The organism is Dactylosporangium sp. NPDC006015, from assembly GCF_040614215.1.
GTDB classification, from domain to species: domain Bacteria; phylum Actinomycetota; class Actinomycetes; order Mycobacteriales; family Micromonosporaceae; genus Dactylosporangium; species Dactylosporangium maewongense.
This window is the reverse complement of record NZ_JBEXUD010000029.1, coordinates 19,606-34,082: the sequence shown is the minus strand read 5'-3', so window position 1 is coordinate 34,082 and position 14,477 is coordinate 19,606. Positions and strand designations below refer to the sequence as shown.

At 72.2% G+C, this 14,477-nt stretch carries 10 protein-coding genes; 7 read left to right on the top strand and 3 right to left on the bottom strand.

Going from position 1 to position 14,477, the window contains the following annotated elements:
* The first annotated feature begins 90 nt into the window (after positions 1-90).
* The 5 genes from ABZ321_RS37740 to ABZ321_RS37720 all read left to right on the top strand — a co-directional run bounded on the left by ABZ321_RS37740 (position 91) and on the right by ABZ321_RS37720 (position 6,982).
* Positions 91-3,504 carry a cyclic nucleotide-binding protein gene (locus ABZ321_RS37740; RefSeq protein ID WP_354900326.1) on the top strand — a complete coding sequence of 1,138 codons (3,414 nt, stop codon included), beginning with the start codon at positions 91-93 and terminating at the stop codon, positions 3,502-3,504.
* Between the two features lie 9 nt (positions 3,505-3,513).
* On the top strand, positions 3,514-3,729 hold the full coding sequence (locus ABZ321_RS37735; protein ID WP_033358663.1) for a hypothetical protein: 216 nt from the start codon (positions 3,514-3,516) through the stop codon (positions 3,727-3,729).
* Between the two features lie 38 nt (positions 3,730-3,767).
* A complete protein-coding gene (locus tag ABZ321_RS37730; protein ID WP_354900324.1) occupies positions 3,768-5,183 on the top strand; it encodes a hypothetical protein in 1,416 nt (471 codons plus the stop codon).
* A 64-nt stretch (positions 5,184-5,247) separates the two neighbouring features.
* A complete protein-coding gene (locus ABZ321_RS37725) occupies positions 5,248-6,522 on the top strand; it encodes a CehA/McbA family metallohydrolase (protein ID WP_354900322.1) in 1,275 nt (424 codons plus the stop codon).
* 82 nt (positions 6,523-6,604) lie between these two features.
* Positions 6,605-6,982, top strand: coding sequence for a hypothetical protein (locus ABZ321_RS37720; RefSeq protein WP_344513679.1), 378 nt, complete (start codon positions 6,605-6,607; stop codon positions 6,980-6,982).
* On the opposite strand, the gene ABZ321_RS37715 is transcribed toward ABZ321_RS37720, so the two are convergent.
* From ABZ321_RS37715 to ABZ321_RS37705, 3 genes are all read right to left on the bottom strand, one after another.
* Positions 6,979-9,090 carry an EAL domain-containing protein gene (locus ABZ321_RS37715; RefSeq protein WP_344513680.1) on the bottom strand — a complete coding sequence of 704 codons (2,112 nt, stop codon included), beginning with the start codon at positions 9,088-9,090 and terminating at the stop codon, positions 6,979-6,981. The genes ABZ321_RS37720 and ABZ321_RS37715 overlap by 4 nt on opposite strands.
* A 14-nt stretch (positions 9,091-9,104) precedes the next feature.
* Positions 9,105-9,899, bottom strand: coding sequence for an SAM-dependent methyltransferase (locus tag ABZ321_RS37710; RefSeq protein WP_354900319.1), 795 nt, complete (start codon positions 9,897-9,899; stop codon positions 9,105-9,107).
* 124 nt (positions 9,900-10,023) lie between these two features.
* Positions 10,024-11,874, bottom strand: a complete 1,851-nt coding sequence (locus ABZ321_RS37705) for a bifunctional metallophosphatase/5'-nucleotidase (RefSeq protein WP_344513682.1) — start codon at positions 11,872-11,874, stop codon at positions 10,024-10,026.
* 209 nt (positions 11,875-12,083) lie between these two features.
* Here ABZ321_RS37705 and ABZ321_RS37700 point away from each other — a divergent pair, with 209 nt between their 5' ends.
* A complete protein-coding gene (locus ABZ321_RS37700) occupies positions 12,084-12,992 on the top strand; it encodes a glycoside hydrolase family 16 protein (protein ID WP_344513683.1) in 909 nt (302 codons plus the stop codon).
* A 130-nt stretch (positions 12,993-13,122) separates the two neighbouring features.
* Entirely contained in the window at positions 13,123-14,106 is a 984-nt protein-coding gene (locus tag ABZ321_RS37695) for an NAD-dependent epimerase/dehydratase family protein (RefSeq protein WP_354900317.1), read from the top strand.
* Positions 14,107-14,477 lie beyond the last annotated feature (371 nt).

Genomic DNA, 14,477 nt, shown 5'->3' with positions numbered 1-14,477 from the left:
GAGTTGTCACGTTCGGGACGGAACCTTCCCGTGGTCGCGTTCGCCGCCTACGCTCCCTGCCGGGAAACAGTGGCCCTATCAGGAGCGATCGTGGCCGTCATCGAGACGCGCATCAGTGTCTGGGAGGCCCTCGCCGGGCGCGCCCCAGGAGTTCCGCTGGGCCCTGCCGACCAGGGTCTATGGCAGGCGGTCACCGACCGGCTCAACCCTGCCCGGGCCCGGCCCGTCCTGCGCAAGGCGGTCGAGGCGGTCACGCTCACGTCCGCCCGCGGCGTCGACTACGTGATGGTGCGCTCGCCCGACCGCGGTGAGGCCTGCTACCTGCGGCTCACGCCGGACGAGTGGAGCCTGGCGCAGCTCATGGACGGCACCCGGACCGTCGCGCGGCTCGTCGCCGACTTCGCCCGCATCGCCGGCCGGCTCGCCCCCGACCAGGTCACCCGGGTCGTCGCCGACCTCGCCGGCAACCGCATGCTCGACGAGCTGCCGGTCGACGCGTTCCACCGGCTGCACCGCGTACACCGGCGGCCGTGGCCGATCCGGCTCGGCAAGGCGATCGTCGCGACCGCCCAGGGCCGCCGGGTGGTCATCGCCCGCGTCGACCCGATCGTCACGTTCCTGTACAAGGCCGGCGGCCGGCTGTTCTTCACCCGGGTCGTCGCGGTGCTCGCCGGGCTGGTCGCGCTCGCCGGCCTCGGCGTCTTCGTCTTCAACTGGTTCCGCGCCGACCAGTCGGTGTTCCTGACCGACGACTCCTACTTCACCGGCGCCCTGGTGCTGCTGGGCCTCAACGTCGTCGCGCTCGCCTGCCACGAGCTGGGGCACGCGCTGGGGGCGAAGCACGCCGGCAGGAAGGTCCCGGTCGCCGGTTTCCTGGTGTACTTCGGGATCCCGTCCGTCTTCGTGGACACCACCGACGTCTGGATGGCCGGCCGGCGCGCGCGGCTCGTCACCACGATCGCGGGCCCGGCGACCGGCCTGGTGCTCGCCGGCGCCTGCCAGCTCGTCGGGCTGTTCTACCCGGAGCTGGAGCCGTGGACGTTCAAGCTGGCGTTCGCGTGGTACCTCAACGCGCTGTTCAACCTCAACCCGTTCATGGCGCTCGACGGTTACTACCTGCTCATGGACTGGCTGGAGGTGCCCAACCTGCGGGCCCGCGGCCTGGCCTGGGTCATCGCCCGGCTGCGCCGGCGCCCGCCCCGCTTCGGTGAGCTCGACCGGGAGGGCCGCCTCGTCGCCCTGTACGGCATGCTCGCCGTCGTCTGGCTCGCCATCGCCGTCAACCTGATGTACCGGATCTACACCGACCGGGTCGCGGGCGTCGTCACCGGCCTGTGGAACGCCGGCTGGGCCGCCCGCGCGCTGCTCGCCGTCATCGTCGCCGGGCTGCTCGCCCCGCTGGTCTACCTGCTGTTCTCCTGGCTTCGCCGGCGGGCCCGGCGGGTGCGGGACCGGATGGGGGAGCGCAAGCTGTCCCGCGACGAGCCGCGCCGGCTCGCCGCCCTGCGCGCGTCCAAGCTCGCCGACCTGCCGCCGGCCGCGCTCGCGAAGCTCGCCGAGCAGGCCCGCTGGGTGCACCCGCGGACCGGTGAGCAGCTGGTCTTCGCCGGCGCCGCGCAGCAGTCGGTCTACGTCGTCGTCGACGGCGCCCTGGAGGCCCGCCGCCCCGGCGACCCGACCGGCACCGTCCGGGAGCGGGTCGGCCGCGGCGGCGTCGTCGGCCTCGCCAACGCGATCACCGGCGCGCCCGCCGCGCTCGGCTGGCTGACCGCCGGCACGACCCTGCTCGCGATCCCGCCGTCCACGGTCGCCGCGGCCGTCGGCCCGCTGTCCGGCCCGCCGCCGGTGGAGTGGGCCGAGCTGGAGGCGCTGCTGGCGGAGGCGCCGGCGCTCGCCGACCTCGGCGCGGAGGACCGCCTCGGGCTCATGAGCCGCGCGCACCCGGCGCAGCTGATGCCCGGGCAGCCGGTGCACCTGGAGACCGGCACCGACGCGATCGTCGTCGCGTCCGGGTCGCTGCTGCGGCCCGATGGCGTGCAGGTCGGCCGTGGCGCGATGATCGGCCCGTACGGTGAAGGCCCGCCCGGCCAGGTCGCCACCGCCCGCTCCGCCGCCCGCGTCTGGGTGCTGCCCGCCGTCGCCGGCCTGCCGCTGCTCATCGGCGCATCCACGGCCGGCACTGTGGCTGGCTCTGTGGCCGGCTCTGCCGCCGGCGGTCGCGCGCCGTTGTCGGGCGCCCACCCGCCGTCGGCGTACCCGCCGCTCGCGGCGCCGCCCGGTGTCCACGGCCCGTCCGACGACTCGGTCGACAAGCGCTTCGAGCGCAAGCTGTGGTGGCTGCTGGTGCTGCTGCTGATCTTCGCGCTGTTCCTGACCGGCAGCAATCTCTTCTCCGCGCCCGTGTGGGCCGAGATGCCGACCGACCGGGCCCTCATCACGGCCACGCGGGGGCAGACGACGGTCACGATCCACGGCGAGGAGCACACCCTGCGCCGCGACGGCAAGATGTACGTCGAGCTCGGCGACGCCGTCTCCGTCGCGGACCGCTCCACGGCCACGATGACGTTCCGCGGCGGCAGCGTCACGGTCCTGTGCGCCGGCACCCGGGTCGACGTCGGCGAGCTGGTCAGCTCGGTCGACCGCCGCCCGATCCAGCCGACCGGCGCGTACACGCTGCGCTCCGGCCGCACCCTGGTCGACACGACGAGCACCACGACGGCCTTCGAGCCGCTGAAGCTCACCGTCACCGGCGCCGGCGACCCGGTCGCCAACGACGGGCGGGCCAGGTTCGCCCTGACCGCCGGCAGCGCGTCACCGGAGGTCGGCTCGGGCGTCGTCACCCAGGGTGGCTCGGCCGTCACGGTGGACCCGTCGGCCGACCTGACCTGCGGCGACGGCATCGCCCTGCCGAAGCCGGGTGGCACGCCGACCGTGTCACCGGGGCCGTCCCCGTCGGACACGCCGTCGGAGTCCCCGTCCCCGTCCGTCTCCCCGTCGGCGTCCGAGAGCGCGTCGGTTGCCCCGACCACCCCCGGCCCTACCCCGACGAAGACGAAGACCCCAGGCCCGACCCGGACAACTGCGGGCCCGCCGCCGCCCACGACGACCACGGCGCCGCCGCCCCGCGACACGACCGTTCCCGTGGTCAACCGGGTTACGGCTCGGGTCACGCGCATCTATGCAGTCGATGCCAAGGGAACCGCCTGCAACAGCAACGGGCCCACAACGACGACGATCTTCGGAACTGTCAGTGACAAAGTCGACAGCCCCACCACTCTGACGGTGACAGTGCGGCTCACCGTCAACGGCACGTCGCGATCCGCAACCGGCAAGGCCGACGCCAGTGGCAACTTCAGCCTTGTTGTGGGGCCGTTTCCTGACACCATCACGAAGACCTACAACACGACCGGTGATGTCAGTGTCTCCGTGACAGACCCGGCGAAGAACACCGGCAACGGCAGCTCGGCCGGGCTCATCACTTTCACCAACTGTATGTACGGCTAGGAGAAATCGGTGCTTTGTTGGTTCTGCGCCAAGGCGGCGCGGGGGTCGTGCCGGTTCTGCGCGCGCGGGCTGTGCGAGGACCATGCGAAGTTCGGCCCGTATCTGCTGGAGGTGCACCGGTCGCAGAGCCGCGGCCGGGCCGAGGGGCTCGTCGTGGAGGACGCGGTGCAGTGCGGCACCTGCCGTCCCCGCCCGCAGCCCGTGCCCATGCCTGAACTCGACTGATTTTCACGACCTGTGCCATAACTGGGGGGACTGTTCCGATGAGCGACTTCGACGACGTACTCGAGCGGCTGCTGACCGATCCGGGCTTCCAGGCGCGCCTGGCGGCCGACCCGGCCGGCGCGCTCGCGGGGTACCAGCTGAGCGCCGACGAGCTGGAGCTGCTCCAGGCGCAGGTCGGCGGCGCCGACGCGGGGCAGTCGCGGGTCGAGCAGCGCACGAGCAAGGCCAGCATGTTCGGCCTGTTCTCCTCGATCGGCTCGGGTATCGGTGACGTCGTCCACGGCCACGGCGGCGGTCCCTCGTTCGATCATGGCGCCGGGCACAACCTGGGCGACGGCGGTCAGGGCTCCGGCGCGGCGCACAGCGCGGCCCGCGGGCTGGGCGCGCTGGAGCAGTCCGGCGGCCGGCACGCCGCTCCCGAGCCGGAGCGGCACGGCGGGCTGGCCGCGCACCTGCGGGACGCCATCGACCACGGCGCGCACACGTCGGCCGGCGGTGCCGAGGCGCACGCGGGCCCCGGTGGCGCGTACGCGTCCGCGGGCGGCGTCGAGGCGCAGGCCGGCTACGGCGGCGCCGGGCTCGCGGAGGCGCCGGACCCCCAGGGCGGCGGCTACGACGGTCTCGCCGAGGCGTCCGACGACCCGCGCTCGTACGCGTCGGCGGGCCATGGCGGCGGTCAGGACAGTGGTTACGGCGGCCTGTCCGAGGCGTCCGACGACCCCCGCTCCTACGCGTCGGCGGGCTACGGCGGCGGTCAGGACAGCGGCTACGGCGGCCTGTCCGAGGCGCCCGACCCGCAGGGCAGCGAGGGGCTCGCCGAAGCGTCCCCGCACGGCGTCAGCGAGGTCCACTCCAGCGGCCAGGGCACCGTGTACCGCAGCGCGAGCGCCGGCATCGGCGAGGCCGTCGGCCAGGGCGCGCACGCCGGCACCGGCCACGCGGAAGCCGGCTTCGGAGGGGCCCACGCGGAGGCCGGCCTCGGAGGGGCCCACGCGGAGGCCGGATTCGGAGGGGCCCACGCGGAGGCCGGATTCGGAGAGGCGCAGGCCGACGGCGGCGGGCGGCACGGGATCGCCGGCGGGCTCGACGGCATCGTCGGCGGGCAGCAGCCCGGCCACGGGAGCGGGACGGGTGTCGCGGGTGGCATCGCCGGCGCGCTCCGGGACGGTGTGCCCGGCGGGGTGGGTCAGGCGCCCACCGACGGCTACCACACCCGGGTCGACTGGGACGGCGACGGCCGGTGGGACCAGCACACCTACGTGAACCGGGCCGACGGCGGCGTCGACATCGTCGTGGACACCGACGGTGACGGGCGGGCCGAGTTCGTCGGCCACGACACCGACCGCGACGGCCTCATCAACTCCTCCGAGATCGACACCAACCGCGACGGCGTCATGGATCAGCGGTACGAGGACCTCAACGGCGACGGCTGGCTGGACCGCCGCACCCGCTGAGTGTAAATCTGCCAGACATCAACAGGTATCGAACCGTTGGGTCGGGTGGCGTGTGCTGTGGGGCATGACTGGAGACCACTCCCATCACCGTCACGAAGGCCGTCATGAAGGCCGTCATGACGGCATCGACCGCCGGGGGCTGCTCGCCGCGGGCGCCGGCGGGCTGCTCGTCCTCGCCACCCCGGGTGTCGCGTCCGCCGGTGCAGGCCGGACCGCCCGCGCCGAGACCGGCACGGCCGCGACCGTCGGCGCCGGCCCGGCCGCGCTGACCGGGGCCGCCCGGGCGTCCGCCATCACCGCCGGCACCGGCCTGGTCCACGCCGACCTGCACAACCACACCGTGATGTCCGACGGCGACGGTGACCCCGCCCTCGCCTTCGCCTCGATGCGCTCGGCCGGCCTGGACGTCGCCGCGCTCACCGACCACACCACCCTCTTCGGCATCAGCGGCCTGTCGAAGTCGGAGTGGGACCGCACCGGCGCCCTCGCCAACGCCGCCGACGACCCCGGCAACTACACCGCCATCCGCGGCTTCGAGTGGTCGCACCCGCTGCTCGGCCACGTCAACGTCTGGTTCACCAACGGGTTCACCGATCTTGGCGGATCGAGCAACATGGGCGGCCTGTACAACTGGATCACCGGTAACGGGGGCATCGCCAGCTTCAACCATCCGGGGCGCGAGGTCGGCCGCTTCGGCAACTTCTCCTACTCGGCGGCCGCCCGCGACGCCATGGTCAGCCTGGAGATGTTCAACCGCGGCGACGACTACCTCTTCGACGGCTGGTCAGAAGGCCGCACCTGCGCCCTCAACGCCTGCCTCAACGCCGGGTGGCGGACCGGGCTCAGCGGGGTCTCGGACGAGCACGGCACCGACTGGGGCTTCCCCGAGGGCAAGGGCCGCACCGGGCTGTGGGTGACGCAGAACACCCGCGCCGGGGTCCTGGAGGCGATGCGGGCCCGCCGCTTCTTCGCCACGCGGGTCTCCGGCCTGCGCGTCGACGCCACCGCCAACGACGTCCGGATGGGCGGGGTGCTGCCGCTCGCCCGCGGCGACGTGCGCTTCGCGCTGGACCTCGACCGCGGCCCGGACTGGCAGGGCAAGCCGGTCCGGATCCAGGTCCTGCGGCCCGGTGTCGCCGCCCCGACGGTCGCGGACGTGATCGACACGGTCGCCAATCAGGTGGTGCGCTTCACCGTGCCGCTGGACGTGGCGATGGGCAACTGGGTCGTGCTGCGCGTCTCGGACCCCACCCGACCCAACCCGAGCCCCGGCCCCAACGGTCACCCCTGCAACGACTTCGGCCTCGCCTACACCAGCCCCTGGTGGTTGCAGCCCTGAGTGAGTGGCACGTTTCGGGGATCAGCTGATCGGAGGATCCGCCTACCGTTTTCCAGGTAACCAGACGAGCCGGGAGCGGGCCATGAGCGACTACGACATCGACTGGGAGATGGAGGACGGCCTCCACGTCGACCCCGACGGTGGCGCTGACCTGCTCTCCTCCGACCAGCAGTTCGACGAGCACCACGACGACTTCGGCGTCGACACCGAGGGTCACGACGGCGCGCACGTCGTCGACGGGGACGCGTTGGGCGACTACCACGACGAGCAGCCGAGCTTCGGCGACGTGAGCGACGAGGCGCAGTACATCGACGAGACCGACCTGCCCGAGTTCCACTTCGATCCGGGCTTCACCGACGGGTCCTACGACCTGGTCGGCGCCGACCGGCACGAGGCGGACCTGTGGTCGCAGCTGATGGTCGACATGAACGAGGACGTCAACCCGTACGCGCTCGGTTAGAGCCTGATCGCGGACGGGGGTCCGGCGCTCGCGTAGTACCAACCCTGTGCGGTGTCACAACCGAGGGCCAGCAGCCGATCGGCCTGCTCCGCCGTCTCGACGCCCTCGGCTGTGACGCTCAGGTTCAGGGCGTGGGCAAGGCCGATCACCGCCGCGATGATCTTCTGGTCGACCGGGTCGGCGCCCTCCGGCGGGCGCAGCCCGGCGACGAACGAGCCGGCCAGCTTCAGGCTGTGCACGGGCAGGTGCCGCAGGTAGGCGAAGTTGCTGTACCCGGTGCCGAAGTCGTCGATCGCGATGCGCGGGCCGAGCGCGGCGAGGGCGTTGAGCGCCTCGGTCGGCTCGCCGCCGCTGCCCATGACGGCGCTCTCCGTCAGCTCCAGCTGGAGCCGGTCGGGGGCGAGGCCGGTCTGCTCCAGGATCGCCTTTACGTCCCTGACGATCGTGCGGTCGCGCATCTGCCGGACCGCCAGGTTGACGCTCATCACCGGCGCCCGGTCGCCGTGCTCGCGGTGCCAGCGGGCGGCCTGCTTGCACGCCTCGTGCAGCACCCACCGGCCGAGCGGCACGATCAGCCCGGTCTCCTCGGCCATCCCGATGAACGCGTCCGGCCCCAGCACCCCGAATCGCGGATGCCGCCACCGTACGAGCGCCTCGACGCCGATCGTCACGCCGTCGCCGAGGCGGACCAGCGGCTGGTACTCGACGAAGAACTCGCGCCGCTCCAGCGCGGCCGGCATGCTCGCCGACAGCTCGTAGCGGGTCACCTCGCGGGCGTGCCGCTCGGCGTCGAAGAGCGCGAGCCGGTTGCGGCCGTCGGCCTTCGCCCAGTACAGCGTCGTGTCGGCGGCCTTCATCAGCTCGCCGGTGCTGGTGCCGCGCAGCGGCTGCTCGACCACGCCGATGCTGGCCGAGATGCTGATCTCGTGCCCGCCCACGTGCACCGGCGCGCGGACGGTGTCCAGCGCCCGCTCGGCGACCGCGACGACCTCGTCGGTGCCGCCGGCCCGCTCGATGAGCACCACGAACTCGTCGCCGCCCATCCGGGCGACCAGCTGGCCGTCGCCGGAGATCGAGCGGGCTAGGCGCCGGGCGACGGTCTGCAGCAGCTGGTCGCCGACGTCGTGCCCGAGCGTGTCGTTGATGACCTTGAACCCGTCGACGTCGAGGTAGCACACGCCGACCCGCGACTCGGGCTCCTCCTCGGCGCCGGCGAGCAGCTCGGCGAGCCGGTCGAAGAACATCGTCCGGTTGGGCAGCTGCGTCAGCGGGTCGTGCAGGGCCTGGTGCCGCAGGCGCAGCTGGAGCAGGTAGCGCTCGGTGATGTCCTCGACCATCGCGACCAGCCACTTCGGCTCGCCGTCCTCGTCGCGGATGATCGACGCGACGAGGTCGGTCCACACCTGGTGGCCGTCCTTGTGGATGTACGGCTTCTCGATCCGGAACTGGTCGCGCCCACCGGACAGCAGCTCCTCGAACATCCCGGCCGCGACCGGCGGGTCCTGCGGGTGCACGAAGTCCTCGAAGGTCATCGCCCGCAGCTCGTCCTCGGTGTAGCCGAGCATGTCGCACAGCGCCTGGTTGACCTCGATGACCACGCCGTCGACGGTGCTCACGCTCATCCCGATCGCGGCGCCGGCGAAGACCGCGCGGAAGCGGGCCTCGCTGACCCGCCGGCTCTCCTCGGCGCGGGCCCGGGCCCACAGCGCCGCGGTGCGGATCTCCTCCTGCTCGTCGAGGATCCGGTCGCGCAGCGCCTGCGCGTAGCCGGCGGCGAGCGCGCCCTGGATCTCCGCGACCCGCCTGGTCGGCGCCTTCGCGAACTGCTCGCTGAGCACCGCGACCGTGCGCTCCAGGGTCGTCGGCTCGGTGAAGTGCGCGGCGACGAGCGTGGTGCCGACCTCGCGCACGTCGCCGAGGTCGAGGGTCTCGGCCGTGAGCGCGTGGATGAGCCGGGTCGACAGGGCGGTGAGGAAGTCCTGCACCTCCAGGCCGCTCATCGACACGTAGCTGGTGCCGGCGATGGCCAGCGACCAGCTGCGGGCGAGCCGCTCGGCGGCTCGGTGCGGGCGGTCCCACGACGTCGGCGTGGGGCTGAGGGCGGTCATGATCGGTGGGTGCACTAGTCCTTGCGGGCGACGGCGGCGCAGCCGATCGCGTTGCCGTCGGGTGGGGTCTCGTCGTCCGGGTCCGGCCGCCAGTCGTAGGTCGCGACCACGCCCGGATCCACGATCGTGAGATCGCCCAGCAGCTTCCTGACCTCGTCGCTGCCGCGCAGGATCAGCGGCGTCGGCGACTTGCGGTAGACCTCCCACGCCGCGTCCTCGGCGGGGGTGAGCGGCCGGTCGAGTCCGGCGTGGGACAGCACCACGTGGCTGCCCGGGATGCCCGCGGCGGCGTACCCGCTGACGATGTCGGCGGGGCGCTCCTCGTCGGGCACGAAGTGCAGCACCGCGGCCAGCACGAACGCGACCGGCTGGGTGAAGTCGATCAGCCGCTGGACCTCGGGGGTGGCCAGCACGTCCGCGGGGGCGCGCAGGTCGGCGGCGACGACGGCGGTGTCCGGCACCTCGGCGAGGATGGCCCGGCTGTGCGCGACCGCCACCGGGTCGTTGTCGACGTAGACGACCTTGCCGCCCGGGACGAGCTCGTGGATGTTGCCCACGGTCGGGATGCCCGAGCCGAGGTCGATGAACTGCCGGACACCCTGCGCGCTCAGCATGGACACGGCGCGGCGCAGGAAGGCCCGGTTGCTGCGGGTCAGCGCGGCCACGGCCGGCATGAACTTGAGGACCTGCTCGGCGAACGCCCGGTCGGCGGCGAAGTTGTGCGAGCCGCCCAGGTAGTAGTCATAGACGCGGGCCACGCTCGGCTGATCGAGGTCGATGTCCGCGGGTGCCCAGCTCGGTCGCTCCACCGATCAACGCCTTTCGACCTCGGTCGTGCAGTCCGCACGTGCGTGCTGCGGTTCTTCGGGCGCCTGCGAGCATACGTGCGGGCGGGCGGGAGCAAAACCCACCGCCCGCCCACACGGACATCGATCAGGCGATCTTCGTGATTCGGGTACCCGGGCCCGGAGCGATCGGACCGGTCGCGAGGTGCGCGGTGAGGGCGTCGACGTCGAAGCCCGGCGCGTACACGCGGGTGGCGCTCGGCTGGTTCAGGTTGCTGAAGCCGTCGCCGCCGTTGGCCAGGAAGTCGTTCGTGGTCAGCTGGTACGTCGCCGCGGGGTCGATCGGCGTGCCGTTCAGCGCGAGGTCGCTGACCTTCGAGCCGAGCGGGGCCGACGCGCTGTAGGTGTAGGTGAACCCGGCGGACACCTGCAGGATCTTCTGCGTGGTCTGCCCCTCGAAGCCGGTGAACTGCTGCTCGAGGACCTTCTTCAGCTGGGCGCCGGTGATGGGCTGGGTGACGACCAGGTTGTTGAACGGCTGGACCGTGAAGGCCTCGCCGTACGTGACCTGGCCGGGCGCCTCGCCGCCGGGCGAGTTCGCGTAGATCAGCGACGCCCGGATGCCGCCCGGGTTCATCAGCGCGATCTGCGAGCCCGCGGCGGCGGTGTACTTGAGCTGCGCGTCGGCGATCACGTCACCGAGCGTCGACTCGCCGCTGGCCAGCGCGATGTTGGTGATGTCGGCGGTGATGCCGCCGATGACCTTGTTCGCCAGCGGTGCGACGGCCGTGCGGTACTTGTCGGCGATGACCTTGACCTTCGGGTCGACCAGCGCCGCGTTGCGCACGAAGTTGCCCGCCGCGTCCTTCTGCCACGTGCCGTCGGCGTTCTTCACGCCGTTCTCGACGATGACGTTGGTCGCGGACGCGTCGACGAACTTGCGCGACTTCTTGTCCAGCGTCACGCGGATGTCGGTGACCAGGGTGCCGGCCGTGCCCGCGCTCGTCACCAGCGAGCTGGCGCCCGAGGAGTTCGGCAGCTGGCAGGTGTAGAAGCGGTGCGTGTGGCCTGACACGACGACGCCGTAGGCCGGGTTGAGGCCCTTGACGATGTCGGTGATCGGGCCGGCGAAGTTGGCGCAGCCGGACGGGTCCAGCGGCGCGGGCGGGCTGCTCTGCAGACCACCCTCGTGGATCAGGAGGACCATCGACTTGATGCCGAGCCAGCCCAGCAGCGTCGCGTACTGGTTGGCCGTCTCCACCTCGTCGCGGAAGTCGACGCTCTTGATGCCGGCCGGGTTGACGATGCCGGGCGTGCCCTCGAGCGTCATGCCGACGTACGCGACCGGGACGCCCTCGTAGAGCCTGATCGTGAACGGCAGCAGGATCGGCAGCTTGTTGGACTTGTTGGTGACGTTCGCCGCGAGGTAGGGGAACTTCGCGCCGGCGAAGCCGTCGCCGTCCTGGCAGCCGTCGACGGGGTGGCAGCCGCCGAACTGGATGCGCTTGAGCTCGTCGATGCCCTCGTCGAACTCGTGGTTGCCGACGGAGGAGATGTCGACGCCCATCGCGTTGAGGGCCTCGATCGCCGGCTCGTCGTGGAACGCGGCGCTGACCAGCGGCGTGGCGCCGATGCTGTCACCGGCCACGACCGTGTCACTGTTGCGCACGCCGTCGGCCTTCGCCGCGGCGCGCAGCTTCGTCAGCCAGGTGCTCAGGTACTCCGCACCGCCGGCGGGAGTGCCGTTGATGAGCCCGCCGCTGCCGGTCGGTGGGTCGATGTTGCCGTGGAAGTCGTTGAACCCGAGCAGCTGCGCGGAGGCCGTTGGACCCGTCTTCTGGGCGAACGACACGTTGGCCGGCGTGAGCGGCGTCCACTGGTCGGACTGCTCGGGCGCGCCGGACTTGGCTAAGGGCAGCAAGGCGACAACCGCGACGGCGAGCGCCGGCACCGCGAGGTGCTGGGCGATCCGCCGCGCGCGGGCGCGGGGCTGGGCCATGATCTCTCCTTTTGGAAGACATGCGTCGACGGACATCCTTCCGCAGGCGTCGATCCGGCACGAGCGTCGGCGGGATACGGCTGGATTGCATGCGGGTGAATGCGAGGGTCCGTATCCGATCGGGCCGCCAAGTACACACGATCGTCGACGCTCCGCAGTGCTGTGCGGACGCAAGGTATCCGGTAGGTTTTTCGAAAGGAGGCAGACACATGTTGAGGCGAGCCGCGACCGTCATGGTCGTCGTCACGTCCGCGATCTGGGTGGCTCCCGCGCCGGTCCTCGCCGTCGACCAGGCCGACTGGCAGCCGGTCTTCTCCGACTCCTTCGACGATCCGGGCACGCTGCCGTCCGGCTGCGCCGCCTATGACGGCTCGTCGGAGGGCGCCCAGCCGACCTACTTCCGCCCCGAGGCGGTCACCGTCTCCGGCGGTCGCCTGCACCTCGCCCTGCACCGGCGCACCTACGGGGGCAAGCCGTTCGTCACCGGCGAGCTGCGCTGCCTCGGCGCCGCCCAGCAGTACGGGCGCTACGAGTTCCGGGCGCGCGTGCCCGTCGGCGCGGGCATCTCCTCGATCGCGATGCTGCGCCCCGTCGACCAGCAGGCGCCCCAGGACGAGTCGCAGCTGGAGATCACCGCCCGGCCCGGCGCCGAGACCGCCCTGGTGCGCAACGGGTCGGGCACCGGCACCTCGGTGCGCACGCTGCCCGGGCCCTTCAGCGACTGGCACTCCTACGCGATCGAGTGGTCCCCGGCCGGCTTCAAGGTCTTCGTCGACGGCAAGGAGCGCTCCACCGACCCCGGTGCGTCGCCGGCGCAGCGCTGGTTCGGCTTCGCGGTGACGACCAGTGAATCGGGCGCCCCGGGCACATCGACGACGCTGCCAGCGGAGTTCCAGGTCGATTATCTGCGGGTGTACGCGTTCGCTCCGGTCTCCTCGCTGCCGGCGGTGGCGGCGCAGCCGTCGACCGCGCAGAACGGGATGTCGGGCTCGCCGGGCGGCCACCGGTGGTCGCTGTGGCTGGCGGTCGCGGCCACGGTGATGGCGGCGGTGGCTCTCTTCGCTCTGGTGGTGCACAAGACCCGCCCGCATCGGCCGCCCCCGTCGCACCGCGCGTAGCGCGCCGCGACGGCTCCCGTTCGCGTCCGGCTTCTGCCCGGCACCCGCGCTGCGCCCGCGCTTCGCCCCGTGCTCACGCTCGTGGCGAACAGGGCTGCCGGATCGGCCCGCGGCGGCGAAGGATCGCCGGATGAGAATCCTCGTACTCGGCGGCACCGTGTTCCTCGGCCGGGCGGTCGCCCGGCAGGCCCTCGCCGCGGGCCACGACGTCACCTGCGCCGCCCGCGGCACGTCCGGCGATCCGGTCGACGGCGCGACGTTCGTCACCGTCGACCGGGAGGAGGCCGGCGGCCTGGGCGCGGTCGAGGGCACGTTCGACGCGGTGGTGGACGTCGCCCGCAAGCCCAGCCACGTCCGGCACATGGTCGCCGAGCTGGCCGGCCGGGCCGGTCACGTGACGTTCGTGTCCAGTTGCTCCGCGTACGCCGATGCGGTGACGCCCGACCAGACGTCCGAGACCGCGCCGCTGCTGCCGCCCGCCGACCCCGCGAACGAGGACCCCGCCGCCGGCGCCGAGGAGTACGGCCGGTGCAAGGTCACCTGCGAGGAGCTGGTCCGCGAGGGCTTCGGCGAGGTCCTCGTCAACCGGGCCGGGCTGATCGTCGGGCCCGAGGACCCCACCGGCCGGTTCGACTACTGGGTGGCCCGGCACGCCCGCGGCGGCGAGATCCTCGCCCCGGGCGACCCCGACGAGCGGGTGCAGTACGTGGACGTCCGCGACCTGGCCGACTGGATCCTGCGCTGCGCCGAGGAGGGCCGCACCGGCACCTACGACGGGATGGGCGCCCCGATGACCCGCCGCGAGTTCCACGCCGGGCTGCAGGCCGGGACCAGGGGCACCGGGACCCTCACCTGGGTGCCGCAGGACTTCCTGACCGGCCACGCGGTCGTGCCCTGGTCGGGCGCGCGGTCCCTGCCCCTGTGGCTGCCGCTGCCCGAATACGGCGGGTTCCTCACCCGGGACGTCACCCGGTCGCTCGCCGCCGGCCTGCAACCCCGCCCCCTTCCCGAAACGGCGGCCGCCACACTCGCGGCATTCAGTGACACTCGCCACATTACTGGTCTCACCGAAGAGGAAGAAGTCGAGCTGTTGCGGGAATGGCACGCACGGTAGGGGGTGGTGTGACGAGCCAGTCAGCATTTCGACAGACCGCTGCCCGCGTCGATTCCTGCGGATACATGTGCATTTGCCTGTCATGCGGGCGACTCTTGCCGATGAACAGCGGTGACCCCGGTCCCATCGAACGTCGTTCCCAGGGAACTCACAGCGAGTTTAGGCGTCTGACGGGCAGGAATACCACGTATCACTTGTTGCAACCGAAGCGAACCGGAGCTGCTCCCGAGTCGTCTAGGTAAGTGGTGCAACTCTCACGGGTCGTCACCGGAATCGCCCGCGAGGGTGGAATTCCGCAGGCCACGTGACCGTTGTGTAGGGGGCATACCCGGGGGGCACCCGTTTTAGCAGGGTGAAACGGGGAAGGCGAA